This window comes from Streptomyces hawaiiensis (assembly GCF_004803895.1).
Lineage (GTDB): Bacteria > Actinomycetota > Actinomycetes > Streptomycetales > Streptomycetaceae > Streptomyces > Streptomyces hawaiiensis.
This window is the reverse complement of record NZ_CP021978.1, coordinates 5,674,097-5,698,622: the sequence shown is the minus strand read 5'-3', so window position 1 is coordinate 5,698,622 and position 24,526 is coordinate 5,674,097. Positions and strand designations below refer to the sequence as shown.

Annotated in this window: 20 protein-coding genes; 6 read left to right on the top strand and 14 right to left on the bottom strand. The window is 69.9% G+C overall.

The features are described 5' to 3' along the window. The first annotated feature begins 121 nt into the window (after window positions 1-121). Window positions 122-2,245 (top strand): S9 family peptidase, encoded by a 2,124-nt coding sequence (locus CEB94_RS26410; RefSeq protein WP_175434562.1) that lies wholly within the window; start codon window positions 122-124, stop codon window positions 2,243-2,245. Window positions 2,246-2,440: 195 nt separating this feature from the next. After that, complete coding sequence (locus CEB94_RS26405; protein ID WP_175434561.1) at window positions 2,441-2,881, top strand: GNAT family N-acetyltransferase; 441 nt, start codon at window positions 2,441-2,443, stop codon at window positions 2,879-2,881. A 163-nt stretch (window positions 2,882-3,044) separates the two neighbouring features. Here the strand turns inward: CEB94_RS26405 and CEB94_RS26400 are convergent, their stop codons facing one another. The 8 genes from CEB94_RS26400 to CEB94_RS26365 form a co-directional block, all read right to left on the bottom strand. Then, complete coding sequence (locus CEB94_RS26400) at window positions 3,045-4,193, bottom strand: ABC transporter ATP-binding protein (protein ID WP_175434560.1); 1,149 nt, start codon at window positions 4,191-4,193, stop codon at window positions 3,045-3,047. Next, entirely contained in the window at window positions 4,186-5,244 is a 1,059-nt protein-coding gene (locus CEB94_RS26395) for an ABC transporter ATP-binding protein (RefSeq protein ID WP_175434559.1), read from the bottom strand. Before CEB94_RS26395 ends, CEB94_RS26400 begins: the two co-directional genes overlap by 8 nt. Window positions 5,245-5,255: 11 nt before the next feature. Next, window positions 5,256-6,215, bottom strand: coding sequence for an ABC transporter permease (locus tag CEB94_RS26390; RefSeq protein ID WP_175434558.1), 960 nt, complete (start codon window positions 6,213-6,215; stop codon window positions 5,256-5,258). Continuing rightward, window positions 6,208-7,137 carry an ABC transporter permease gene (locus CEB94_RS26385; protein WP_175434557.1) on the bottom strand — a complete coding sequence of 310 codons (930 nt, stop codon included), beginning with the start codon at window positions 7,135-7,137 and terminating at the stop codon, window positions 6,208-6,210. The genes CEB94_RS26390 and CEB94_RS26385 overlap by 8 nt, the downstream gene beginning before the upstream one ends. A 131-nt stretch (window positions 7,138-7,268) precedes the next feature. Then, window positions 7,269-8,882, bottom strand: coding sequence for a peptide ABC transporter substrate-binding protein (locus CEB94_RS26380; RefSeq protein ID WP_175434556.1), 1,614 nt, complete (start codon window positions 8,880-8,882; stop codon window positions 7,269-7,271). Between the two features lie 602 nt (window positions 8,883-9,484). Then, window positions 9,485-11,392 (bottom strand): translational GTPase TypA, encoded by a 1,908-nt coding sequence (gene typA / locus CEB94_RS26375; protein WP_175434555.1) that lies wholly within the window; start codon window positions 11,390-11,392, stop codon window positions 9,485-9,487. A gap of 236 nt (window positions 11,393-11,628) precedes the next feature. After that, the gene (locus tag CEB94_RS26370; protein WP_175434554.1) at window positions 11,629-12,312 is read right to left on the bottom strand and encodes a hypothetical protein; all 684 of its coding nucleotides are present in this window, start codon (window positions 12,310-12,312) and stop codon (window positions 11,629-11,631) included. Between the two features lie 114 nt (window positions 12,313-12,426). Then, the gene (locus CEB94_RS26365) at window positions 12,427-14,613 is read right to left on the bottom strand and encodes an ABC transporter family substrate-binding protein (protein ID WP_175434553.1); all 2,187 of its coding nucleotides are present in this window, start codon (window positions 14,611-14,613) and stop codon (window positions 12,427-12,429) included. 288 nt (window positions 14,614-14,901) lie between these two features. Between CEB94_RS26365 and CEB94_RS26360 the strand changes: the two genes are divergently transcribed. Genes CEB94_RS26360 through CEB94_RS26345 form a run of 4 tightly spaced genes read left to right on the top strand, consistent with a single transcriptional unit; the run spans window position 14,902 to window position 18,816 of the window. Then, window positions 14,902-15,192, top strand: a complete 291-nt coding sequence (locus tag CEB94_RS26360; protein ID WP_031132495.1) for a hypothetical protein — start codon at window positions 14,902-14,904, stop codon at window positions 15,190-15,192. 57 nt (window positions 15,193-15,249) lie between these two features. After that, window positions 15,250-16,086 carry a hypothetical protein gene (locus CEB94_RS26355; RefSeq protein WP_175434552.1) on the top strand — a complete coding sequence of 279 codons (837 nt, stop codon included), beginning with the start codon at window positions 15,250-15,252 and terminating at the stop codon, window positions 16,084-16,086. A 16-nt stretch (window positions 16,087-16,102) separates the two neighbouring features. Beyond that, window positions 16,103-18,043 (top strand): fumarate reductase/succinate dehydrogenase flavoprotein subunit, encoded by a 1,941-nt coding sequence (locus CEB94_RS26350; protein ID WP_175434551.1) that lies wholly within the window; start codon window positions 16,103-16,105, stop codon window positions 18,041-18,043. Then, a complete protein-coding gene (locus CEB94_RS26345) occupies window positions 18,040-18,816 on the top strand; it encodes a succinate dehydrogenase/fumarate reductase iron-sulfur subunit (RefSeq protein WP_175434550.1) in 777 nt (258 codons plus the stop codon). The genes CEB94_RS26350 and CEB94_RS26345 overlap by 4 nt, the downstream gene beginning before the upstream one ends. Before the next feature lie 37 nt (window positions 18,817-18,853). Here the strand turns inward: CEB94_RS26345 and CEB94_RS26340 are convergent, their stop codons facing one another. From CEB94_RS26340 to CEB94_RS26315, 6 genes are all read right to left on the bottom strand, one after another. Next, a complete protein-coding gene (locus CEB94_RS26340) occupies window positions 18,854-19,957 on the bottom strand; it encodes a glycoside hydrolase family 18 protein (protein ID WP_175434549.1) in 1,104 nt (367 codons plus the stop codon). A 68-nt stretch (window positions 19,958-20,025) separates the two neighbouring features. Further along, complete coding sequence (locus tag CEB94_RS26335) at window positions 20,026-20,253, bottom strand: hypothetical protein (RefSeq protein WP_175434548.1); 228 nt, start codon at window positions 20,251-20,253, stop codon at window positions 20,026-20,028. Between the two features lie 31 nt (window positions 20,254-20,284). Continuing rightward, a complete protein-coding gene (locus CEB94_RS26330; RefSeq protein ID WP_175434547.1) occupies window positions 20,285-22,921 on the bottom strand; it encodes a SpoIIE family protein phosphatase in 2,637 nt (878 codons plus the stop codon). A 252-nt stretch (window positions 22,922-23,173) separates the two neighbouring features. Beyond that, on the bottom strand, window positions 23,174-23,617 hold the full coding sequence (locus CEB94_RS26325; RefSeq protein ID WP_175434546.1) for an ATP-binding protein: 444 nt from the start codon (window positions 23,615-23,617) through the stop codon (window positions 23,174-23,176). A 124-nt stretch (window positions 23,618-23,741) separates the two neighbouring features. After that, entirely contained in the window at window positions 23,742-24,197 is a 456-nt protein-coding gene (locus CEB94_RS26320) for a (deoxy)nucleoside triphosphate pyrophosphohydrolase (RefSeq protein WP_175434545.1), read from the bottom strand. Window positions 24,198-24,256: 59 nt separating this feature from the next. Then, window positions 24,257-24,451 (bottom strand): SPOR domain-containing protein, encoded by a 195-nt coding sequence (locus tag CEB94_RS26315; protein ID WP_031132511.1) that lies wholly within the window; start codon window positions 24,449-24,451, stop codon window positions 24,257-24,259. Window positions 24,452-24,526: the final 75 nt, after the last annotated feature.

Below are 24,526 nucleotides of genomic sequence, written 5' to 3'. Positions count from 1 at the left end.
AAATCCGTACAGCAGCCAGCGGGTTCATACCCACTATGCGACATTGATCATAACTATCCGGCTGCGCGCATCGATCGGCGCACGGCCGCACAAGGGGGCGCATGGCCAATATGGTCAGGGCATGACGACCGAGCCTCACTCCTTCCCCCGACGGCACGCCCGTACCCAGCGCTTCACGCTCGGCGCGCCGCGTTCGTTCACCGTGGCGCCCGACGGTTCGCGTGTCGTGTTCCTGCGCTCCGGTTCCGGTACGGACCGGGCCAATTCGCTCTGGGTCCTCGACATGGAGGAGGGCGGGGAGCGGGTGGCCGCCGACCCGCGCGCCCTGCTGGGCGGCGCCTCGGAGGACCTCTCACCCGAGGAACGGGCCCGGCGCGAACGCAGCCGCGAGGGCGGGGCCGGCATCGTCGGGTACGCCACCGACACGGCCGTCGAATTGGCCTCTTTCGCCTTGTCAGGGCGGCTTTTCGCGGCCGAGCTGCGGGCCGGGACGGCGCGTGAACTGCCCGCTCCGGGGCCCGTGATCGACCCGCGTCCGTCGCCCGACGGGCGGCACGTCGCGTACGTCGCGCAGGGCGCCCTGCGGGTGGTGGGCGCCGAGGGGGAGGGCGGCCGGGCGCTCGCCGAGCCGGAGTCGGAGAACGTCTCGTACGGACTGGCCGAATTCATCGCGGCCGAGGAGATGGGACGTTCGCGGGGCTTCTGGTGGGCTCCGGAGTCCGACCGGCTGCTCATGGCGCGGGTGGACGACACGCCGGTGCGGCGGTGGTGGATCGCCGACCCCGCGCATCCGGAACGCGAGCCGCAGCGGGTGCCGTACCCGGCGGCGGGCACCGGCAACGCGGAGGTGCGGCTGTTCGTGATCGGCCTGGACGGGCTGCGCACGGAGGTCTCCTGGGACCGGGCGCGCTACCCGTACCTGGCGCATGTCCACTGGTCAGCGGCGGGGGCGCCGCTGCTGCTCGTACAGGCGCGCGACCAGCGCGGTCAGCTGATCCTTGCCGTGGACCCGGACTCGGGCGCGACCCGGATGGTGCACGCCGACGAAGATCGAACATGGCTTGATCTTTTTCCCGGGGTGCCGTGCTGGAGCCCGTCCGGGCAGCTGGTGCGGATCGCCGACGAGGGCGGTGCGCGGGTCCTGGCGGTCGGGGAGCGGCCGCTCACGGGAGCGCAGTTGCATGTCCGGGCCGTGCTGGACGTCTCCGACCACGACGTGCTGGTCTCGGCGTCGGCGGGCGAGGAGGCCACCGACGCCGAGACGGGCCAGGTGCACGTGTACCGGGTGAACGAGCTGGGCGTGGAGCGGGTGTCGCAGGAGCCGGGCGTGCACGCGGCGGTGCGGGCCGGGAAGGTGACGGTGCTGGTCTCGGCGACGCTGAACCGGCCAGGTTCGCTGGTGCGGGTTCTGCGCGACGGAAAACCGACCAGGACTGTCCCGTCCCATTCCGAAGATCCTGGTATGTCCCCCCGCGTGACACTGACCGAGGGGGGCGCACGCCGCGTCCCGTGCGCCGTGCTTATGCCTCGGGACTACGACGGTGACACCCCCCTGCCGGTGCTCATGGACCCGTACGGAGGGCCGCACGGCCAGCGGGTGGTCGCCGCGCACAACGCGCACCTCACGTCGCAGTGGTTCGCGGACCAGGGCTTCGCGGTGGTGGTCGCGGACGGCCGGGGCACGCCGGGCCGCTCCCCCGCCTGGGAGAAGGCGGTCCACCACGACTTCACGCTGTCGCTGGACGACCAGGTGGACGCGCTGGAGGACCTCGCGAAGCGCCACCCCCTGGACCTGTCCCGGGTGGCGATCCGCGGCTGGTCCTACGGAGGCTGGCTGGCGGGCCTGGCGGTGCTGCGCCGCCCGGACGTCTTCCACGCGGGCATCGCGGGCGCGCCGGTGACGGACTGGGCCCTGTACGACACCCACTACACGGAGCGCTACCTGGGCACGCCGGCGGAACACCCGGAGTCGTACGCGAAGAGCTCGCTGGTCACCGCCGAGGGCCTGTCCTCCCCCGCCGAGCCGCACCGGCCCCTGATGATCGTGCACGGCCTGGCCGACGACAACGTCGTGGTCGCCCACGCCCTGCGCCTGTCCTCGGCCCTGCTGGCGGCCGGCCGGCCCCACGAGGTGCTGCCGCTGTCCGGCGTGACCCACATCACCCCCCAGGAACAGGTCGCCGAGAACCTGCTTCTGCTCCAGGTCGACTTCCTGAAGCGCTCCCTGGGCATCACGACCGCCTGAACACTGCAACGGGCCGGGGCACCTCGCAGCGCCCCGGCCCGTCTACGGCACCCGCACGGCCGTACGCTGACCAGCCTGACGCGTCCGTATATCGGAACCGGGTCGGCGAAGTTGCTTGGGTGTTAACGCAGTTGAGTCGAATGCGTCCGCGGACAAGCGGTTGTTGTCGGCAGGGTCCTCGTGTTTGCTGTGTCGATGTCTGACCTTCGCATCCAGCAGCCGGGCGACGACGCCGGTCTCAGAGACTGGCAGTATGTCCACAACGTGATCATTCCCACTCACGCCCTGTCCATGGCCGAGGTCCGGGAACGTGCCGAGCGCAATCACCTCGAAGTGGCCTACTGCGATGACGTGCTGGTCGGTTGCAGCACAGTGCGCCCGCCGACCGACGACACGCTCACGGCGACCGTGATCGCCCGGGTGCTCGCCGCTCACCGCGGCCAGGGGATCGGCACCGAGCTCTATGGGCGAGGGGTCGACCGGGCGCGGAAGCTCAACGCGAAAACGATCGAGACGGTCGTCCTCTCCTGCAACGAGGACGGGCTGCGGTTCGCGAAGAAGCACGGATTCGTCGAGATCGAACGGTACCTCCTGCCGGGCGACACCATCCCCTGGGTCGATCTGCGCCTTTCCTGACGCCGGCCTGCCCCGGTTCGTCCTTCCGGGCGGGGCGAGCGCGGGGTGCAGACCGTGCGCCCCGCGACCGCGGCGGGCTGCCACTGAAGCAAGCAGCACTGGGTCCGGCACCGAAGTCGGTGCCGGACCCAGTGGGCGGGTACAGCTCCGTCCCAACCACGGCTCACACCGCGTGGACGACGTCCTTCTCCTCGGCGAAGTGACACGCCGACTCGTGCGCCGCCGGGGTGTCCGCGCCCTCGAAGCGCGCGGGGACCGCCAACAAGGGCACTTCCTCGGCACACTTGTCCTGGGCCTTCCAGCAGCGGGTACGGAAGCGGCAGCCGGAGGGCGGGTTGGCCGGGGACGGCACGTCGCCGGTCAGGATGATCCGCTCGCGGCCCTCACGGGCCTCCGGGTCCGGCACCGGGACCGCCGAGAGCAGCGCCTGGGTGTAGGGATGCGTCGGGTGATCGTAGATCTGCTCGTCGGTTCCGATCTCGGCCATCTTGCCGAGGTACATGACCCCGACCCGGTCCGAGATGTGCCGGACGATCGACAGGTCGTGCGCAATGAAGAGGTAGGAGAGGTTGAACTCGTCCTGCAGCTTCTCCATCAGGTTGATGACCTGCGCCTGGACGGACACGTCCAGCGCGGAGACCGGCTCGTCGCAGATGATGATCTCGGGGTTGAGCGCGAGGCCGCGGGCGATGCCGATGCGCTGGCGCTGACCGCCCGAGAACTGGTGCGGGTAGCGGTTGATGTACTCCGGGTTGAGACCGACGACGTCCAGCAGGTCCTGGACCTTGCGCCGGCGGTCGCCCTTCGGCGCCACCTCGGGGTGGATCTCGAAGGTCTCCCCGATGATGTCGCCCACCGTCATACGGGGGTTGAGCGAGGTGTACGGGTCCTGGAACACCATCTGGATGTTCCGGCGGACCGCCTTCAGCGCACGCCCGGACAGCTTGGTGATGTCCTGGCCCTTGTAGAAGATCTCGCCCGCGGTCGCCTTCTCCAGCATCATCAGCAGCTTGGCGACCGTGGACTTGCCACAGCCGGACTCGCCCACGATGCCGAGCGTCTCGCCCTGGTAGAGGTCGAAGGAGATACCGTCGACCGCCTTGACCGCCCCGACCTGCTTCTTGAAGAGGATGCCCTGGGTGAGAGGGAAGTGCTTCACCAGGTTGCGCACCTGCAGGATCGGCTCGCCCCGCTCGACCGGCGCCTCGATCGCGGCGACCGCCTCCGACTCGGAGGGGGCGTCGACGACCTCGACCTCGGAGACGTTCGGCGTGGCGTCCTGCGGCTCGTCGGTCTTGTTGAGCTCAGCCATGGATCGTCTCCTTCCAGAAGTGGCACGCGCTGCCGCGGCCGGCCAGCTCGCCGCCGTCCCGCTCGGTGACGGGGTGCAGCGGCGGGATGTCCGTACGGCAGATGTCCTGCGCCTGCGGGCACCGCGGGTTGAAGGCGCAGCCGGACGGGATACGCGTCAGGTTGGGCGGCAGGCCCTTGATCGCGTACAGCTCCCGGCCCTTCTGGTCCAGGCGCGGGATCGAGTGCAGCAGTCCCTTGGTGTACGGGTGCGCGGGGCGCTTGTACAGCTCGTGGACCGGGGCGCGTTCGACGATGCGCCCCGCGTACATCACGGCGATCTTGTCCGCGACGTCGGCGACCACGCCGAGGTCGTGGGTGATCAGGATCAGACCCATGTTGTACTCGCGCTGCAAGTCCGCCAGCAGGTCCATGACCTGGGCCTGGACGGTCACGTCGAGGGCCGTGGTGGGCTCGTCGGCGATGATCAGGTCCGGCTCCAGGGCGAGGGCCATCGCGATCATGATGCGCTGGCGCATACCGCCCGAGAACTGGTGCGGGTAGTCGTTCACCCGGGCCGCGGCGGCCGGGATGTTCACCCGGTCCATGAGCTCGATCGCCTTGACCTTGGCGTCCTTCTTGGACATGCCCTGGTGCACGCGGAACATCTCGCCGAGCTGGTAGCCCACGGAGAGCACCGGGTTCAGCGAGGACAGCGCGTCCTGGAAGATCATCGCGATCTTGCTGCCGCGGATCTTCCGGCGCTCCTCGTTGGACATCTTCAGCATGTCCTGGCCGCGGAAGAGGATCTCCCCCTTGGGGATGCGGCCGGGCGGCATGTCGAGGATGCCCATGATCGCCTGCGCGGTCACGGACTTGCCGGAGCCGGACTCGCCGAGCACGGCGAGCGTCTCGCCCGCGGAGACGGAGTAGTTGACGCCGTTGACGGCCTTGGCGACTCCGTCACGGGTGTGGAACTCCACGTGCAGGTCGCGGACTTCGAGCAGCGGACGGCCCGTGCCTTCCGAGCCGTCCGGCGCGGGACTCCCGGCCACTTCATCGATGATGGTCACGTACGCCTCCCTCAGCGCAGCTTGGGGTCGAGGGCGTTGCGTACAGCATCGCCGAACATAAGGAACGAGAGCACCGTGATCGAGACCATCACCGACGGGATGATCAGGGTGTGGGGGGCGATACGGAGCTGCTCACGCCCTCGCGCCACGTCGCCGCCCCAGGACACGGCAGTGTCACCGAGACCCACGCCCAGGAAGGACAGGGTGGCTTCGGCCGCGATGTAGCCGCCGAGTGCGATGGTCGCGACGACGATGATGGGTGCGAGCGCGTTGGGCAGGATGTGCCGGAACAGGATCCGGGACGTCGACGCACCGAGTGCCTTGGCGGCCACCACGTAGTCCGCCTGCTTGATGGTGATCACGGCACCGCGCGCGACACGGGCGATCTGGGTCCAGCCGAGGAAGGCGAGGGCCATGATGACGACCCAGACGGTGCGGTCGTCGAAGGAGTTGAGCACCACCAGGGCGCCGAGCAGGAACGGAATGCCGAGGAAGATGTCCGTCATCCGCGAGAGCAGGGTGTCGATCCAGCCGCCGAAGTAACCGGCGATCATGCCGATGACCGTGCCGAGGAGGGTGACGGCGACGGTGACACCCACACCGACGGTGATGGAGGCGCGGGCACCGTAGACCACGCGCGCGTAGATCGAACGGCCCTGGACGTCGTAGCCGAGCCAGTCAGGGGCGAAGACGTGACCCCAGTTCGGCTTGCCCAGATAGTGCTTGGCCAGATCGGCGTCACGCGGCGAGGCGCTGGTGAACAGTCCCGGCCATACCGACATCACCAGCAGGAACACGATCAGCACGGCCGATATCAGGAACAGCGGGTTGCGCCGCAGGTCGTGCCAGGCGTCGGACCACAGGCTGCGGGCCTTGTCGGGAGCCGGGCCGGCGTCGGTCACGACGACGCCCGCGGTGCTCACGGTGTCACCGGGAAGGGCTTCGACCTTCTCGACGGTCTTGTCAGGCATACCGGATCCTCGGGTCCAGGACCGCGTAAAGCAGGTCGACGATCAAGCTGGCGGCGAGGTAGATGAGCACCATCAGCGAGGCGATCCCCACGACCGTGGCGCCCTCACGCCGCGTGAGCGCGTCGTAGATCTCGAGGCCGATGCCCCGCACGTTGAAGATGCCCTCGGTCACGATGGCGCCGGTCATCAGGCTGCCGATCTCGATGCCGAGGAAGGTGACCACGGGAATCAGCGAGTTGCGCATCAGGTGGACACCGATGACACGCCGGCGCGGCAGCCCCTTGGCCACGGCGGTGCGCATGTAGTCGGACCGCAGATTCTCCGCGATCGACGTACGGGTCAACCGGGCGACGTAGGCCAGTGAGAGCGACGCCAGCACGATGGCGGGAAGCGCGAGCTGGGACCAGTCCGCCGAGTCGGTCACGGTGGGCGTGGTGACCTGCCACTTGAACGCGAACTGGTACTGCAGCAGGAAGCCCAGCACGAAGGACGGCATCGACACGAGGAACAGCGTCAGCGTCAGCAGTCCGCGGTCCTGCAGCGTGTCGGGGCGCAGGCCGGCGACGACACCGAGGCCGATGCCCACGAGGGTGACGAAGGTGAAGGCGAAGAGCGTCAGCCGGAGCGTCACCGGGAACGCGTCGAGGATGACGTCACTGATGGGTCGCTGGCTGGCGATCTGGGTACCGAAGTCACCCTGGAACAGCCCCATCATGTAGTTCGCATACTGCTGAAGGAGCGGCTGGTCGAGGCCGAGTTCCTTCTTGATGCTCGCGACCACCGTCGGATCGTACGCCTGATCCCCCATCATCGCCCGGACGGGGTCGCCGGGCAGGGCGTACATCATGCAGAAGATAAGCAGAGTTGACCCGATGAACACCGGGATCATCTGGAGCAGTCGTCGTGCGACATAGCGCCCCATAGGTGCCTCCGTGAGGGGTTAACGCAGGTGCGGGGGCCGTCTCCTGGTGACGAGACGGCCCCACGCACCTCCCACCGCCACCTGAAGGCGGCGGGCTTACGGCCGAGTGGGAAGAGCCCGGAGGGCTCCTCTTACTTGGTGGTGACGGCCCACACTTCGAGGTCACCGTGGAAGTCGACGTTGACGTTGTCGACGTTCTTACCGTGGCCGCCGTTGATGCGGTAGTACCAGAGCGGGATGGCCGGCATGTGCTCCACCAGCTTCTTCTCGACCTCCTGGAAGGCCTTCACCGACTCGTCGAGGGACTTGGCGTTGTCGGCCTTGTTCATCAGCCCGTCGATCTCCTTGTTGGAGAACTTGCCGTTGTTGGCCTCGGCGGTGGTGTGGTACAGCTCCTTCATGAAGTTGGCGTTGACCGGGTAGTCGGCGACCCAGCCACCGCGGTACATGCCCTTCACCTGGTCGTTGTCACGGGCCTCGAGGTCCGTGGCGAAGTCCGGCTTGGGGTCACCGGTGCAGTCGACGCCGGTGGCCTTGCGGATGGACTCGCAGACCGCGGTCACCCACTCCTTGTGCCCACCGTCGGTGTTGTACTGGATGGTGAACTTGTTGCCCGGAACGCCGCCACCCTCCTTGATGAGCTGCTTGGCCTTCGCCGGGTTGTACGTGAACACGTCGGTGTCCAGGTTCTGGTAGCCCTTGACGCCGGGCGGCGTGAAGCCCTTGGCCGGCGTGCGGGTGTTGTTCAGAACCGTCTTGGTGATCGTGTCGCGGTCGATCGCCATCGACAGACCCTGCAGGACCTTCGGGTCGATGTCCTTGAAGGTCTTGGAGTAGAACGCCGGGGTCAGCGTCTGGATGGCCGCGTACGGCTGCTCGATGGCGCCGTCGCCCAGGTCCTGCTTGTACTTCGGCAGGTCCGTCGGGCCGACCTGACGGATCATGTCCAGGTTGCCGGAGACGACGTCCTTGTAGGCGGCCTCGAGCGTCGTGTAGGCCTTGAACTGGACGCCCTTGTTCTTCGCCTTGTTCGGGCCCTGGTACTCATCCCAGGCCTTGACCTGGATGAGCTTCTTGTGGTCCCACTTCTCGAACTTGTAGGGACCGTTGCCGACCGGCTTCTGGCCGAAGGCCTTCGGGTCGTCGTAGAAGACCTTGGGCAGCGGGGCCCACGTGGTGTAGCCCAGCTTGTAGTTGAAGTACGGCATCGTGTACTTCAGCTCGATGGTGAAGGTGTGGTCGTCCACGGCCTTGAGACCGGACATGGTCTCGGCCTTCGGGTCACCCTTCTCCGGGTGGACATCGTCGTAGCCCTTGATGTCCTGGAACCAGAAGGAGTTCTGCTGGTTGTTCTTGATGTTGGCGTACCAGTTCCAAGCGTCGATGTACGACTTGGAGGTGACTTCTTCGCCGTTGTGGAACTTCCAGCCCTTCTTGAGCTTGACCGTCCACGTCTTGGAGTCGTCGGTGGTGACCGACTCGGCGTTCGTGTAGACGATGTCGCCCTTGGAGTCGAAGTCCAGCAGCTGGGTGAACAGGGACTGGATGACATACGAGCCGTTGGACTCGTTCGTGTCCGCCGGGATCAGCGGCTTCTGCGGCTCGCCGACGTCGATCGAGACGTACCCCGCAGGGCCGGAACCCTTGCTCTTCCCCTCACCGTCACTGTCGCCGCCGCAGGCGGTGGCGGCCAGGGCGACGACTATCGCCCCCGCGACCCACTTGGCGCTCTTGGCACCACGCATGGGTTCCTCCTAAGAAGTCATTGGTTCACCGCAAAGGGAGCACAGACAGATCATCGCCACCGCCCGTCGTCGGTGCCGGAAGTCGTCAGGTGCCCCCGCGCTCGTGAGTCGGCGCCGCCTCCAGCGAGTGACCCGTTCATCCGAGCTCTACGCGCCTAACTATCTGCCAAACACCAGGACCGAACCACACTCTCGAGGTCTCGGTTCGATCACAGCTCGCGTATACATCTTCCAAAATCCGGACAAAGGGTTTGGTGAAAGATCCCTGCGAAACGGACTTGTTACACATCTATCGGTGGCAGCTGTCCGTATTCCGGACGCGAGGATGAGAAAAACCGCTTGCGATGACGGCGACCCCCGTGCAGGGTGCCGACAGCGGCTGACCCAGGCTCAACGGGGTTGGGCGGCACGGCCGTTGTGCGAACACCGGGACCGCGAGACGCGCCACTCCCGCAGCAGGGTAGTGGGGGCGGACCGCTCCCGGCGGCTGCCGTGGGCAGATCAAGGGTTTTCCCTACCCTTTTCCTCTGCGTTTCCCCGCCCTTAACGAACGGCACCGGGCACCCCGCCCATGCGGGGTGCCCGGTGCCGTGGGACAGGTGTCAGCCGTGCTTGGCGCGGCTCGCGGCGCGGGCGCGCTCGCGGGCGTCCAGGTTCACCTTGCGGATGCGCACGGCCTCCGGGGTGACCTCCACGCACTCGTCGTCCCGGCAGAACTCCAGGGACTGCTCCAGCGACAGCTTGCGCGGCGGGACGATCGCCTCGAACGAGTCGGCCGAGGAAGACCGCATGTTCGTGAGCTTCTTCTCCTTGGTGATGTTCACGTCCATGTCGTCGGAGCGCGAGTTCTCGCCGACGATCATGCCCTCGTACACCTCGGTGCCGGGGTCCGTGAACAGCACACCGCGCTCCTGGAGGTTCGTCATCGCGAAGGCGGTGACGGAACCGGAGCGGTCGGCGACCAGCGACCCGTTGTTACGGGTCTGCAGGGTGCCGAACCAGGGCTCGAAGCCCTCGTGGATGGAGTGGCCGATGCCGGTGCCGCGGGTCTGGGTCAGGAACTCGGTCCGGAACCCGATGAGGCCCCGGGACGGCACCACGAACTCCATGCGGACCCAGCCGGAGCCGTGGTTCGACATGTTGTCCATACGGCCCTTGCGGACACCCATGAGCTGCGTGACCGCGCCCATGTGCTCCTCGGGCACGTCGATCGTCATGCGCTCGACGGGCTCGTAGACCTTGCCGTCGACTTCCTTGGTGACGACCTGCGGCTTGCCGATGGTCAGCTCGAAGCCCTCACGGCGCATCTGCTCGACCAGGATGGCCAGCGCCAGCTCACCACGGCCCTGCACCTCCCAGGCGTCCGGCCGCTCGGTGTCCAGCACCCGGAGGCTGACGTTACCGATCAGCTCGCGGTCGAGGCGGTCCTTGACCTGACGCGCGGTCACCTTGCGGTCCTTGACGGCCGCCTTGTTGTCGGCGCCCTTGCCGGTGCCGCCACGGCCGACCAGCGGCGAGGTGTTGGTGCCGATGGTCATGGAGATCGCGGGCTCGTCGACCGTGATCAACGGCAGCGGGATCGGGTTCTCGGGGTCCGCGAGGGTCTCGCCGATCATGATGTCCGGGATACCGGCGACGGCACAGATGTCACCGGGGCCGGCCTTCTCGGCGGGCTTGCGGGTCAGCGCCTCGGTCATCATCAGCTCGCTGATGCGGACGTTTCCGATGGTGCCGTCGCGCTTGATCCAGGCGACCGTCTGGCCCTTGCGCAGCTCGCCCTGCTCGACGCGGAGCAGCGCGATACGGCCGAGGAAGTTGTCGGCGTCCAGGTTCGTGACGTGGGCCTGCAGCGGGGCGGCCTCGTCGTAGACCGGGGCCGGGATGTGCTCCAGGATCGTGGAGAAGAACGGCTCCAGGCTGGTGGAGTCGGCCGGGACCGTGCCGTTCTCCGGCTTGGTCAGCGAGGCGATGCCGTCGCGGCCGCAGGCGTAGACGATCGGGAACTCGATCTGCTCCTCGTCCGCGTCCAGGTCGAGGAAGAGGTCGTAGGTCTCGTTGACGACCTCGTCGATCCGGGAGTCCGGGCGGTCCGTCTTGTTGATGCACAGGATGACGGGCAGCCGCTGCTGGAGCGCCTTGCGCAGCACGAAGCGGGTCTGCGGGAGCGGGCCCTCGGAGGCGTCCACGAGCAGGACGACGCCGTCGACCATCGACAGACCGCGCTCGACCTCGCCGCCGAAGTCGGCGTGGCCGGGGGTGTCGATGATGTTGATGGTGATGACATCCCCCCCGTCCTTGGGGTGGTACTTCACCGCCGTGTTCTTGGCGAGGATCGTGATGCCCTTCTCACGCTCCAGGTCGTTCGAGTCCATCATGCGGTCGTCGACGCCTTCGAGCTGGTGCGCGGCGAAGGCACCGGCCTGCTTCAGCATGCCGTCGACGATGGTGGTCTTGCCGTGGTCGACGTGGGCGACGATGGCGACGTTGCGGATGTCGTGGCGCGTGGCCATAAGAAGGCGTACTCCCGGAGTGTGAGGAATGCCCTGCGCGTACGTCGGTGGTGCGCGGGCCCTGCCGGGCTCAACATGCCACGGCCTCACCCCATGGTACGGGGCTGCGGCCGCAGGGGTTAGCCGGGCTACTTCGGTGCAGGTCAGGCCTGTTTTCGAGGTGCTCGGAGCCGGCGCCCGGGCCTATTGCGGGCTGCCGCCCCCTGACCCCCGCTTCGGCCTGGACGGCCTCGCCCTCAGGCGCCGGACGGGCTGGGGCTGTCAGACCCGGCCTGTTGGCAAGCATGCCGGGCGACCTCCCTGGCCAGGGCCGAGTCCGGGCGCTCGTCGCAGTCGGTCAGGCCCGCGATGTCGACCGTCCAGTTCCGGGCGTGGCCGGAGACCGTCCTGCCGTCCGGGCAGGTGTAGCGGAAGTCCGCCGACACCTCCCTCACCCCGGCGTACTGGACGAACTCACCCGCCGCATCGGGAGTGACGCGGTCGTCGTCGAGTTCCGGGGCCGGTTGCCGGACGTCGGTGAACGACCAGGTGTCGCCGCCCGCCTCGGCCAGGGTGCGCGCGTCGGAGTCGATCTCGCCGGTCTTCCTGCCGAGCGAGAAGAGGATCTCCGCGGCGGACGGGGCCGGTCCGTCGGCGCGTACCGAGGGGCTGGGGGTGTACACCCGCCGCACCGGGTTCTGCAGGGCGCCGCCACCCTTGCCGAGCCGCTCGGGGTCGGAGACGCCGGTCAGCCGGTCCCGCTCCGTGACACGGGACCAGGTGAACCTGCCGTCCGCGCAGGCCTTCGTCACGGCCCGGTCGGTCTTGCGACCCTTGTCGTCCCGGTCGCCACCCGCGCCCCCCGTGCACGCCGTCAGCCCCGCCACCAGCACCCCGATGACCAGCCCGGCCCTGCAGGCCCGTCCCACCATGCGGCGCATCCGCCTGCTCCTGTCCCCCGTGCACGGACGCCCGGCGTCCACACCATGATCACTGCTGACCTCATGGTGCGGACGCCGGGCGGGGAACGGCAAGGCGTTTGAGCGTTCTCGGAGCTACGGGGCGGCCGAGCCCTTCGCGGAGGGGCCCGACGCGGGCTTCGCGCCCTTCTTCAGAAAGCCCATGTCCTCGTAGACCGGCGTGCCGAAGCCGAAGGCGCCGGCGTTGACCAGGTTCTTGCGGGCCGCCAGGAGCTGGGGTCGCTGGAAGAGGGGGATCGAGCCGGCCGCCGCCCAGATGCGGGAGTCGGCCTTGCGAATCAGGGAGCGGGACTCGCCCTCGTCGAGGGTGGCCACGGCCTCGTCGAAGAGCTGGTCGACCTGGTCGGTGCCGACGCGGGTGTAGTTCTGCTCGACGTTCAGGGAGCCGTCGGCGGCCGGGACGGGCTTGGCGTAGACGGGGCGGGCGTCGGTGGCGGGGAAGGCCGTGGCGGGCCAGGAGTAGAGGGCGAGGTCGTACTGGCCGGAGGCGATGTGGTCCTTGAAGTAGGACTCGTCGGAGACCTTGGAGATCTCCGTGCCGATGCCGACGCGCTCCAGCATGCGGGAGATGCGGTCCGCGACCGTGCGCAGCGTCTGGGAGCCGGGCCCGGAGGGGAGCACGAAGCGGAGCGTGAGGGGCTTGCCGTTCTTGGCGAGCGGGGCGGCCTCCTGGTTCGCCGGGGCGGCGGTGCCCTTGGGGGCGTACGCGCCGGGGGCGCCGCCCTGGTGCGGCGGCTTGTACTGCTTGCCGTCCTGGGCGAGGTGACCGGCGGGGTCCGGCCCGCGGTGCGCCTTGTTGTCCTCGCCGGCGGTGTACGTGCCGTCGTCGTCCGGCTTCTTCCCGGAGTCGCCGTCGGCCTTCTCGCCCTCGGAGCCGGCCGCCTTCTCCTTCTTCTCCTGCTCCTTGACCGGGCCGCCGCGCACCCACCCGGCGTCCGCGAGCAGCGCCTGGGCCTCCTTGGTGTCCTGGCCGCCGAGAGCGCCGCTGTTGTCGGCGTAGTGGGCCTGGCCGGACAGGGCGAGGTGGCTGCCGACCGGGACGGCGGGCAGGCCGAGGGGCCCCAGGACGGCCTGGGCCAGTTCCTTGCGGTCCAGGGCGCGGGCGACGGCCCTGCGTACCCGTTCGTCGGTGAGCGGGCCCTCGGCGCCGTTCAGGGCCAGCTGGGTGAAGGCGGGCTCCAGGGACTTGCGGACCTCGAAGCCGCTGAGGGCCTGCTGCTGCCGGGTGTACTTGGCGGCCGCCTTGCGCAGCTTCTTGCGGGCGACGGTCTCCTCGTCGGCGGCGTCCTCGTCGGAGCCGTTGGCGACGGCCCAGGAGCGCAGGGAGGCCGCGGCGGACCGGTCGGCGCCGGGGCCCATCAGCGGGCTGGCGGAGCTGTGGGGGCGAGCGGCGACGGTGATGCGGCGGGCGGCGGCGGGGTCGATCTCGGCCAGGTCGAGGGTGCCGGCGGCCAGCTCGGCGGCCCGCTTGTCGCGCGGGACGGTGCGCAGCACGATCTCGGAGAGCTTGGCCGGCTCGCCCCACCAGCGCGGGTTGCGGGTGAGGGTGATCTTCCCGTCCTCGCGGTCGGCCTTCTTCAGCGTGAAGGGACCGGCGGTGACCTTGAGCTTCTTGCGGGCCCCGTCGTTGAAGGAGTCCGGGGTGCCCATGACGTCCTTCGGGTACAGCGGCGAGAACAGCGAGCGCCAGTCGGCGTAGGGGCGGCTGAAGGTGACCCGGACCTCCAGGGCGTTCTCGCCGCGCTCGATCTTCTGGATGCGGTCGTAGCCGGCGTTGCGGGCGGTCCAGTACGCGGTGTCCTTGCCGGACAGGGCGCGCCACTGGGCGGCGAAGTCGGCGGCGCCGATCTCCCGGCCGTCGCTCCAGACGGCCTGCTGGTTGAGCTTGTACAGGACGACCTGCTTGGGCTCGGTGTCGACGACCTTGGCGGACTCCAGGTAGTCGGGGTTGCGCTCGGGGCGGCCGGAGGCGTTCATGCGGAACATCGACGGCAGGACGGCCTGGGCGACGCGGGTGGTGGTGGCGTCGGCGTCCGACTGGAACGTGTTCAGCGTGTCGGGCACCGAGTCGACGGCCCAGCGCAGGGTGCCGCCGTCGGCGATCCGGTCGCGGGGGGCGGGCTGGATGTCCTGCCCGGCGAGCGGCTTGCCGGACGGGTCCTCGGAGGCGCATCCGGTGAGCGCGGGCACCGCGAGCACTCCCGCGGTGAGGAAGGCGACCGAGCGCGTGACCGCACGCGGGCCAACGCGGTGCTGGGACATCTGTGCTACCTCCGGGAAGCCGCGGGCGTTATGATCACTTTTGGCGGTATTTGGAGTTCATCTGATGTATGCGGCCACTGAAGAGGAAAGGGTTCGGCAACACAGGGCGACACGGCGGTCACGGGTGGGAAGCCACCCGTGCGGCCCAATGCACCGCACGGTGCACCCACACGCCTCGGCCAATCGATGCACATCCCTTCACAGCACAAGGTGTGACGCGCAACACTCGCAGGCGCATGAGCGTTGCCGCCTTGGGCCGCGAAGGACCCGTGGAAGTGAGGGCAAGTCATGTCCGTTCACGACGAACTGACGTCAGTCCAGCGCACCCTCGACGACCTGTTCCGGTCGCTGGGGCGCCTGGAGAAGCAGCTCGGCACCGGCGGCCTGGAGATGCGCCGCGTCCGGGCCGATGCCAACCACCTGCGCGAGAGCGTCGCCCTGCTGCGCGACGCCGCCGCGTCACCGGCCGCACCGAAGCGCCCCGAGCTCGTCACCATCTCGGACACGCCGTACGACTCCGCCCTGTGGAGCGACTCGGACGACGAGGGGCTCGGCGCCCGGGACCGGCGCGCTCCCTGACCCGGGGAGGAGTCGAGCGCGACCGGCACCTCCCCCGAACCCGACCGGAGTCGTCACGTGGCCACTGGTACGGAACGCCCTGCCACCGAACCCCCGCACCCGAGAGGCGGCGTGCGGGGCGGCACGCGCGCCGCGATCGCCGCCCCGCACCTGCGCACCGACCGCTGGTGGCTGGCCCCGGCCGGCACGGCCGCGGGCCTGCTGGCCTTCATCGTCTACTCGACCTGGCGTGCCTTCGCCGGCGCGGACTACTACGCGGCGCCGTACGTCTCCCCGTTCTACTCGCCCTGTCTGGCGGAGAACTGCGAGCCGATGAAGGCCGGCCCCAACTGGGAGATCTTCGGGAGCTGGTGGGGGATCTCGCCCGCGATCATCATCCTGATCTTCCCGCTCGGCTTCCGCCTGACCTGCTACTACTACCGCAAGGCCTACTACCGGGGCTTCTGGGCGTCCCCGCCGGCCTGCGCGGTGGCCGAGCCGCACAAGAAGTACACCGGTGAGACCCGCTTCCCGCTGGTCCTGCAGAACATCCACCGGTACTTCTTCTACGCCGCGCTCGTGGTCGCCGGGATCCTCACCTACGACACCGTGCTCGCCTTCCGCGACGAGACCTACGCGTGGGGCCACATGGGCCTCGGCACCCTCGTGTTCCTGGTCAACATCGTGCTGATCTGGGCGTACACGATCTCCTGCCACTCCTGCCGGCACATCGTCGGCGGCAAGCTCAAGCACTTCTCCAAGCATCCCGTGCGCTACCGGATGTGGCAGTGGGCGGGGAAGCTCAACGCCCGGCACATGCAGCTCGCCTGGGCGTCGCTGGTGAGCGTGGCGCTCGCCGACTTCTACGTCTATCTGGTCGCGTCCGGTGCCTTCGACGATCCGCGATTCTTCTGATGAGTGAGGCGTTCTGATGTCCGTGGTCGACCGGCAGGAGTGGGACGTCGTCGTGGTGGGCGCGGGCGGTGCCGGGCTGCGCGCCGCCATCGAGGCCCGCGAGCGGGGTGCCCGTACGGCCGTGATCTGCAAGTCGCTGTTCGGCAAGGCGCACACGGTGATGGCCGAGGGCGGCATCGCGGCGGCGATGGCCAACGCCAACGAGAACGACAGCTGGCAGGTGCACTTCCGCGACACCATGCGCGGCGGGAAGTTCCTCAACCAGTGGCGGATGGCCGAGCTGCACGCCCAGGAGGCGCCGCAGCGGGTGTGGGAGCTGGAGACCTGGGGGGCGCTGTTCGACCGCACCAAGGACGGCCGGATCTCCCAGCGCAACTTCGGCGGCCACGAGTACCCGCGCCTCGCGCACGTCGGCGACCGCACGGGCCTGGAGCTGATCCGCACCCTCCAGCAGAAGATCGTCTCCCTCCAGCAGGAGGACTACGAGGAGACCGGCGACTACGAGTCCCGGCTGAAGGTCTTCCAGGAGTGCACGGTCACGCGCGTCCTCAAAGAGGACGGGCGGGTGTCCGGCGTCTTCGGCTACGAGCGCGAGTCGGGCCGCTTCTTCGTGCTGGAGGCACCCGCCGTGGTGATCGCCACCGGTGGCATCGGCAAGTCCTTCAAGGTGACCTCGAACTCGTGGGAGTACACCGGCGACGGCCACGCCCTGGCCCTCCTCGCGGGCGCGCCCCTGCTGAACATGGAGTTCGTGCAGTTCCACCCGACCGGCATGGTCTGGCCGCCGTCGGTGAAGGGCATCCTCGTCACCGAGTCGGTGCGCGGCGACGGCGGGGTGCTGCGCAACTCCGACGGCAAGCGGTTCATGTTCGACTACATCCCCGACGTCTTCAAGGAGAAGTACGCCGAGACGGAGGAGGAGGGCGACCGCTGGTACGACGACCCGGACCACAACCGGCGCCCACCCGAGCTGCTCCCCCGCGACGAGGTCGCGCGGGCGATCAACACCGAGGTGAAGGAGGGGCGCGGCTCGCCGCACGGCGGCGTGTTCCTCGACGTGTCGACCCGGATGCCCGCCGAGGTCATCAAGCGCCGGCTGCCGTCGATGTACCACCAGTTCAAGGAGCTGGCCGACGTCGACATCACCGCCGAGGCGATGGAGGTCGGGCCCACCTGCCACTACGTGATGGGCGGGGTCGCGGTCGAGTCCGACACGGCGGCGGCGCGCGGGGTGCCCGGGCTGTACGCGGCCGGTGAGGTGGCCGGCGGCATGCACGGCTCCAACCGGCTCGGCGGCAACTCCCTGTCCGACCTTCTCGTGTTCGGCCGCCGCGCGGGCCGGCACGCGGCCGAGTACGCGGCGGAACTGGCCGGGGCGCGGCCCGCCGTGGACGACGGGCAGATCGATGCCGCCGCCGCCGAGGCCCTGCGGCCCTTCTCGGCCGAGGCGGAGATCGAGGAACCGGCGGGCGGCCCGCCGGAGAACCCGTACACCCTGCACCAGGAACTCCAGCAGACGATGAACGACCTGGTCGGCATCATCCGCCGCGAGCCGGAGATGGAGCAGGCCCTTCAGACGCTGGCCGAGCTGCGGCTCCGGGCGCGCCGGGCCGGGGTGGAGGGGCACCGGCAGTTCAACCCGGGCTGGCACCTCGCCCTCGACCTCAGGAACATGCTGCTGGTCAGCGAGTGCGTGGCGCGGGCCGCGCTGGAGCGCACCGAGTCGCGCGGCGGGCACACCCGTGAGGACCATCCGGGGATGGACCGCGCGTGGCGGCGGATCAACCTGCTGTGCGCGCTCACCGACCCGACGGGCGGGCTGGCGGCGACGGACCCGGTCCGCGGCCAGATCACCCTCGCCCGCGAGACCACCGAACCCGTCCGTGCCGACCTGCTCGCCCTGTTCGACAAGGAGGAGCTGGTCAAGTACCTCTCCGAAGAGGAGCTCTACGAATGAGCGGCTATACGGCCCACTTCAAGGTGTGGCGCGGGGACGTGAGCGGCGGCGGCCTGGAGGACTTCGAGGTCGAGGTCAACGAGGGCGAGGTGGTGCTCGACATCATCCACCGCCTCCAGGCCACCCAGGCGCCCGACCTCGCCGTGCGCTGGAACTGCAAGGCCGGCAAGTGCGGTTCCTGCTCGGCCGAGATCAACGGCCGGCCGCGGCTGCTGTGCATGACCCGCATGTCGGTGTTCGGCCGGGAGGAGACGATCACGGTGACGCCGCTGCGGGCGTTCCCGGTCGTCCGAGATCTCGTCACCGACGTCGGTTTCAACTACACCAAGGCCAGGGAGGTCCCGGCCTTCGTACCGCCGGCCGGGGTCGCTCCCGGCGAGTACCGCATGATGCAGGAGGACGTGGACCGCTCGCAGGAGTTCCGCAAGTGCATCGAGTGCTTCCTGTGCCAGGACACCTGCCATGTGGTGCGCGACCACGAGGAGAACAAACAGGCGTTCGCCGGGCCCCGTTTCCTGATGCGGGTGGCGGAGCTGGACATGCACCCGCTGGACGCGGCGGCGGAGTCGGGGCTGGACCGCAAGACCACCGCCCAGGACGAGCACGGCCTGGGCTACTGCAACATCACCAAGTGCTGCACGGAGGTCTGCCCCGAGGGCATCAAGATCACGGACAACGCGCTGATCCCGCTGAAGGAGCGGGCGGCCGACCGCAAGTACGACCCGCTGGTGTGGCTGGGCTCGAAGATCAGGAGGCGCTCTTCAGCAGGGTGAGCGACCGGTGCGGGCCGGGGCGGGCGGCGGGCCGTGGTCAGCGCACCCAGTCTTCCTTGTAGGCACGCCAGTCCGCTTCGGTCGCGGCGAAGTCGATGTACAGCGCGACGCCGAAGTTGGCCCGGTCCACGTCCGTGCGGGACAAGCCGAGGCGGACGCCCCGGACCGCTGCGGGCACGGTCTCGGCGTGGCCCCAGTGGTCGAAGTTGCTCTCCCAGTAGAAGGGCAGGCCCATCAGCAGGTCGGTGGAGGGCGGGGTGACCTCCAGGGCGAGGGAGGTTTGCTGGGCGACGTAGCCGCCGTAGGTGCCCTCCAGCGGCTGCGCGGTGTCGTACGACATCACGGCGATCTGGTCGACGCGGCGGGCGACCTGGCCGAAGAACTCCTGCGACCACCACTTGGGGTGTTCGGTGAACAGGCCGAAAACGGTGTGAAGGGCGGGGAGCGGGTCGATCTGGTGGGCCGCGACGGAGAGTCGGGCGTCGCGGGAGCGGGTCTCGCGGCGCAGGGCGTCCAGCAGGGTGAGGTAGTCGCGGTCGTCGGACGGCATGGGCTCCAGGTCGAGGTGGATGCCTTCGTAGCCGGTGTCCAGGACCTGGCGGGCGGAGCGGACGACGGCGGAGCGGGTGTCCGGGTCCCCGATGCGCATGCCGTCGGAGTCCTCGTCGGCCAGGACGTCGCCCAGGAAGGCCTGCACACGGACCCCGGGCAGCTTCTCGTGGACGGCGTCGATGAACCAACGGGCCCTCGGATACACCGACTCGGGGAGCGTGCCGTCGTGCTCCAGCGGGCCGGAGTGGACGTACAGGTCCCGGATGCCGGTGTCTTGCAGGCGGCGGGCCAGGGCGGTGACGTCGGCGTCCTTCTTGCGCCCGTCGACCCAGGCGTGGCCCAGCCAGAGGGCGTCGCGGTTGCGGGTGTGGGTGCCGTCGGCCGGGTCGCCCATGTAGTTGACGCGCAGGGCTGTCAGAACGGAGAGAAGGGGGAGCAGGAGGAGCAGGGGGAGGGCGATGGCCGTGCGTCTGACCCAGCGCCGGCGCTTCTTGCCTCCTCCGGTGCCGGGTGGGGAAGCCTGCGGCGGGGCCGTCTCACCACCGGCGTCCGTGGCTTCCTCTGAGGTGGTGCCGTCCGCGTGGCCCATGCCGTCTCCCCCCGGTGGTGCGGTTGGTGTTGCCGGGGATGACGATCAGCACGGACGTTCGGTTGCGATCAGCCGGCGCGCTCTGCCGGGTGCCGGACGTGCAGGTGTCCCTCGCCGGGCCAGGCGGGCGGCCGCACCGGCAGGACGGCGGTCAGTTCGTACGCGCTGCGGCGCAGGGCCTCGTCGCCGCTCAGTGCGGCCGGCCCGGCCGCGTCCGCGGGGTTCCAGGGGCGCAGGACCAGGGCAGGGTCCGTCGGTGTCGCGTCTGCCGGGGGCCGGGCCGTGGTGTCGGGCATGGGGCGGTCGTACGGTAGCCGCCGGCCGCTCTCAGAACAGGCTCAGCAGGGCCTCCGCCGGGTCCGTCAGGCTCGTGTCGCCTCCGGGCAGGGGCAGTTCGAACCACACCGTCTTGCCCCGGGGTGTGCGGCGGGAGCCCCACGCGGCGCTGAGGAGGCCGACGAGCTGGAGGCCGCGACCGCCCTCGTCGGTGTCGCGGGCCCGGCGGCGGCGGGGCTGGACCAGGCCGGAGTCCCAGACCTCGCAGACCAGGGTGCGGTCGAGCAGGAGGCGAAGGCGGATCTCGCCCTCGCCGTAGCGCAGGGCGTTGGTGACCAGTTCGCTGACCAGGAGCTCCGTGGTGTCGACCAGGGGTTCCATGTCCCAGGCGAGCAGCCGGGCGCGCGCGTACTCGCGGGCCCGGCCCACGCTGCGCGGCTCGCGCGGCAGGGTCCAGTCACCGACGGATTCGGTGGGCAGCCCTTGCACACGTGCCATCAGCAGCGCGATGTCGTCCTCGCCGTGATGGGTGTCGAGGGTGTTGAGGACGTGATCGCAGACGTCCTCCAGCGGCTGGGCGGGGTCGGAGAGGGCGCTGACGAAGGCCTGCAGGCCCTCGTCCAGGGGGTGGTCGCGGCTTTCGACCAGTCCATCCGTGTAGAGCGCGAGCAGGGCGCCTTCGGGCAGTTCGACCTCGACCTCCTCGAAGGGCTCGCCGCCGACGCCGAGCGGCAGGCCCGGCGGCACGTCGAGCATCAGCGCCGGCTCGCCCGGCTCGACCAGCACGGGCGGCAGATGGCCCGCGTTGGCGAAGGTGCAGCGCCGGGTGACGGAGTCGTAGACGGCGTAGACACAGGTGGCGAGGTAGACCTCCGACAGGTCCGCCTCGCGGGGTCGGCGGGCCGCCCGGGTCGCCTGCTGCACCCCGCCGGGGGCGCCGAGGCCGCGAGCGATCTCGTCCAGCTGGGAGAGCACCTCGGCCGGTTCGAGGTCGAGCTGGGCCAGGGTGCGGACCGCCGTACGGAGTTCGCCCATGGCGACGGCGGCGCGCAGGCCGCGGCCCATGACGTCGCCGACGACCAGCGCGGTGCGGTGCCCGGGCAGTTCGATGACGTCGAACCAGTCGCCGCCGACCTCGCTGGGCCGGCCGGTGTTGACGCTGCCGGGCAGATAGCGGCAGGCGATGTCGAGGCCGGAGGCCTCCGGGTCGCCGGGCGGGAGCAGGGACCGCTGCAGTATCAACGCGCGTTCGTGCTCGCGGCGGTAGAGGCGGGCGTTGTCGATGCAGACGGCCGCGCGTGCCGCCAGTTCCACGGCGAGGTCGCGGTCCCGGTCGCCGAACGGCTCGCTGCCCTTCGTCCGGGCGAACTGCACGAGCCCGACGACGGTGTCGTGGGCGACCATCGGCACGGCGAGCGTGGACTGCACGAGCCCGCCGTCCTCGCCCGGGACGGTCTGCGGGCGGGCCGTGCGCAGGGCGTCCGCACAGGACGAGTTGAACGGGTAGTGGTGGACGGCGCCGACCGCGACGGGCACCCCGGTGCCGGTGAAGGGCGCGTCGGAGACGGCGCTGGCGAAGGCGACGCGGCGCAGCTCGGCGCTGCCGTCGGCGAGCCCGGGCGGGGTCTCGTCGCCGGCCAGCAGGCCCTGGTAGAGGTCGACCGTGGCCAGGTCGCAGAAGCCGGGGACGACGACGTCGAGGAGTTGCCGGGCCGTGGTCTCCAGGTCGAGGGAGTTGCCGATGCGGGCGCCGGCCTCGTTCAGCAGGGCGAGGTTGCGCCGGGCGGCGGCGGCCTCGCGAGCGGCGGCGCGACGGGCGGTGATGTCGGTGCCGAGCCAGGCGATGCCGATGGGGCGGCCCGAACCGCTGTGTACGCGATAGAGGTTGACGGACCAGTGCCGGCGCTCGTCGGAGCCCGGCACGAAGCCCGTGACGTGCATGTCGGTGATGGAGTTGCCGGTCTCCAGCACGCGGCGCAGGGTCGCGGCGACCCGCTCGGCCTCGCCGCGCAGGAGGTAGTCGTGGACGCCCTTGCCGCGGTGGTCGTCGGGCGTGCCGCCGAAGATGGACGCGAACCGCTGGTTGGCGCGGCGGACCCGCAGGTCGGGGTCGATCAGCAGGAAACCGAACGGGGATTGACTGAAAATGGCCTGCGAAGCGGCGAGGTCGGTCTCGATGCTGCGCAGCGTGCGCACGTCGACGACGATGCAGACGGCCGCCTTGTCGCCCTCCTCGGTACGCGTCGGCATGACGTACACCTCGGCGAGCCCCTCGCGGCCGCACTCCCCCTCGACGCCCTTCGGCATCCGGAAGGGCACCACGCCGGTCCACTCGCGTCCGTCGAGGATCTCGGCCATCTTGCGCATGCCGTGCTCGCGGTGGCGCGGGTCGATGAACGCCTCGATGGGGTCCATGCCGACGGCGCGGCCGGCGGGGATGCCGAAGAGGTGCTCGGCGCGCAGGCTCCACTGCTCGACCAGCCCGTCGGGGCCGATGGAGAAGGACGCGACCTTGATGTAGTCGTAGATGGATCCGGGGGGACTGCTCTGCCACATGGCGTCCCCGTGCGGGACCCCGTCGGCCGCGAGCGCACCTCCCACCGCGGAGGCCAGGCCGTCGGCAGCCCTCGCCCTCGCGCCCTCCGACGGGTCCTCCGACTCCGTGGCCTTCGCTGGTATCTCGCTCACGCGAACCGTCCCCTCCAGCTCACCGCGTCCGGCACCGGTCACCGGGGGCGGCTGCCCGCAGTATCCAGCACTACGGTGCCGCACAACACGGTGTTCACGATCACAGCACGGTCCCGATGATTTTCGGTCCGGACCGTGACAACACTTCCAGTCTTCTAACCAGGGGACACGTCGTCGAACCCCGTCCGCCGGCAACCGCCACTGGCCTGAACCAATCGCTCTACAGCGGTAGGACGTACGTACACCGGATTTTCACTCCGGCACCGCGAGTTCGAACCACACCGTCTTGCCCGTGACGCCCGGCCGGGTGCCCCACCGGCGGCAGGAGGAGGCCACCAGGTGCAGTCCGCGGCCGCTCTCGTCCTCGAGGCGGGCGGGGCGCTCGCGGGGCGGGTCCGGCAGCGGGTCGGAGACCTCGACCAGGAGGACGCCGCCCAGGCCCGAGGGGCGGACCAGGCGGACCCCGATGGGGCCCGTGGCGTGCCGTAGGGCGTTGGTGACCAACTCGCTGACCAGCAGAGCCGCGAGGTCCGCGAGGCTGTCGAGACCCCAGTCGCGGAGCCGGCCGCGGACGGCCTGGCGGGCGGTGCGCACGGCGCCCGGGTCGGCGGGAAAGGTCCAGTCGGCGCAGCCACCCTCGGTCTCGATCACGCCGATCACTTCCCAGGCAGGAGCCCCGCCCATGTCCGATTTCATGGGGTTAATGGGCACATACCCGATATCCGAGGCGGAGTACCGCGCGGGCTGGCGCACTGTGGCACGAAAGGCGTAGGGGGCGCCTTTACGGCACTGCGTCGAGGCCGCACGCCCCCGGCCCGCTTCAGGCGCCGGGCTCTTCCGGCACGCCGGAGCCAGGGCCGCGAGAGGTGAGGCCCTCCACGGCCCCCAGGTGCGCGAGCGCCTGCCGTACGGCCGGGACGTCCTGGTCGAGCCAGTGCACGTCCCAGATCTCGTCGGGGCCGAGCCAGCGCAGTGCGTCGTGGTCCTGCAGGGGCTCGGGGGCGGCGGAGCCGGGTCGCAGCCGGGCGGTCCACACCTGCAGGACGTACGGCGCCCTGAGGGGCCACTCGCCCGGGACGCGCCCGCTCACCTCGGCGTCGACGCCGAGTTCCTCGCGCAGCTCCCGCGCGAGCGCCGCGTCGGCCGTCTCCCCGGGCTCGACCTTGCCGCCGGGCAGCTCCCAGCGCCCGGCCAGCTCGGCGGGCGCGCTGCGCCGGGCGGCCAGCAGCCGCCCGTCCTCGACCAGCGCGGCACCTACGACGATCCGCTCGCTCATGCGGGGAGCCTACGGGAGCCCCGCCGATCTCCGGGGCGCTCCCCGGGGCCCCACGACGGTCAGTCGTGCGCCACGGCCGACCCGTTCTGGCCGAGCCGCTCGACCCAGTACAGCTGCTTGTGGCCGCGACCGTCGAGGCTGTCCGCGATCTTCTGGGCCTCGGCCCGGGTCGCGTACCGGCCCACTCGGTAGCGGTTGCCGTTGTCGTCCTCTCGTATCACGAGCCAGGGAAGAGTGACCGTGCTGTCGTTCATCGCGCCCCTCCACTTCCCACCCGCGGCCTGTGCCGTGCCCCACCCGCTAAGGAAACCGCAATGCGCATATGCCCG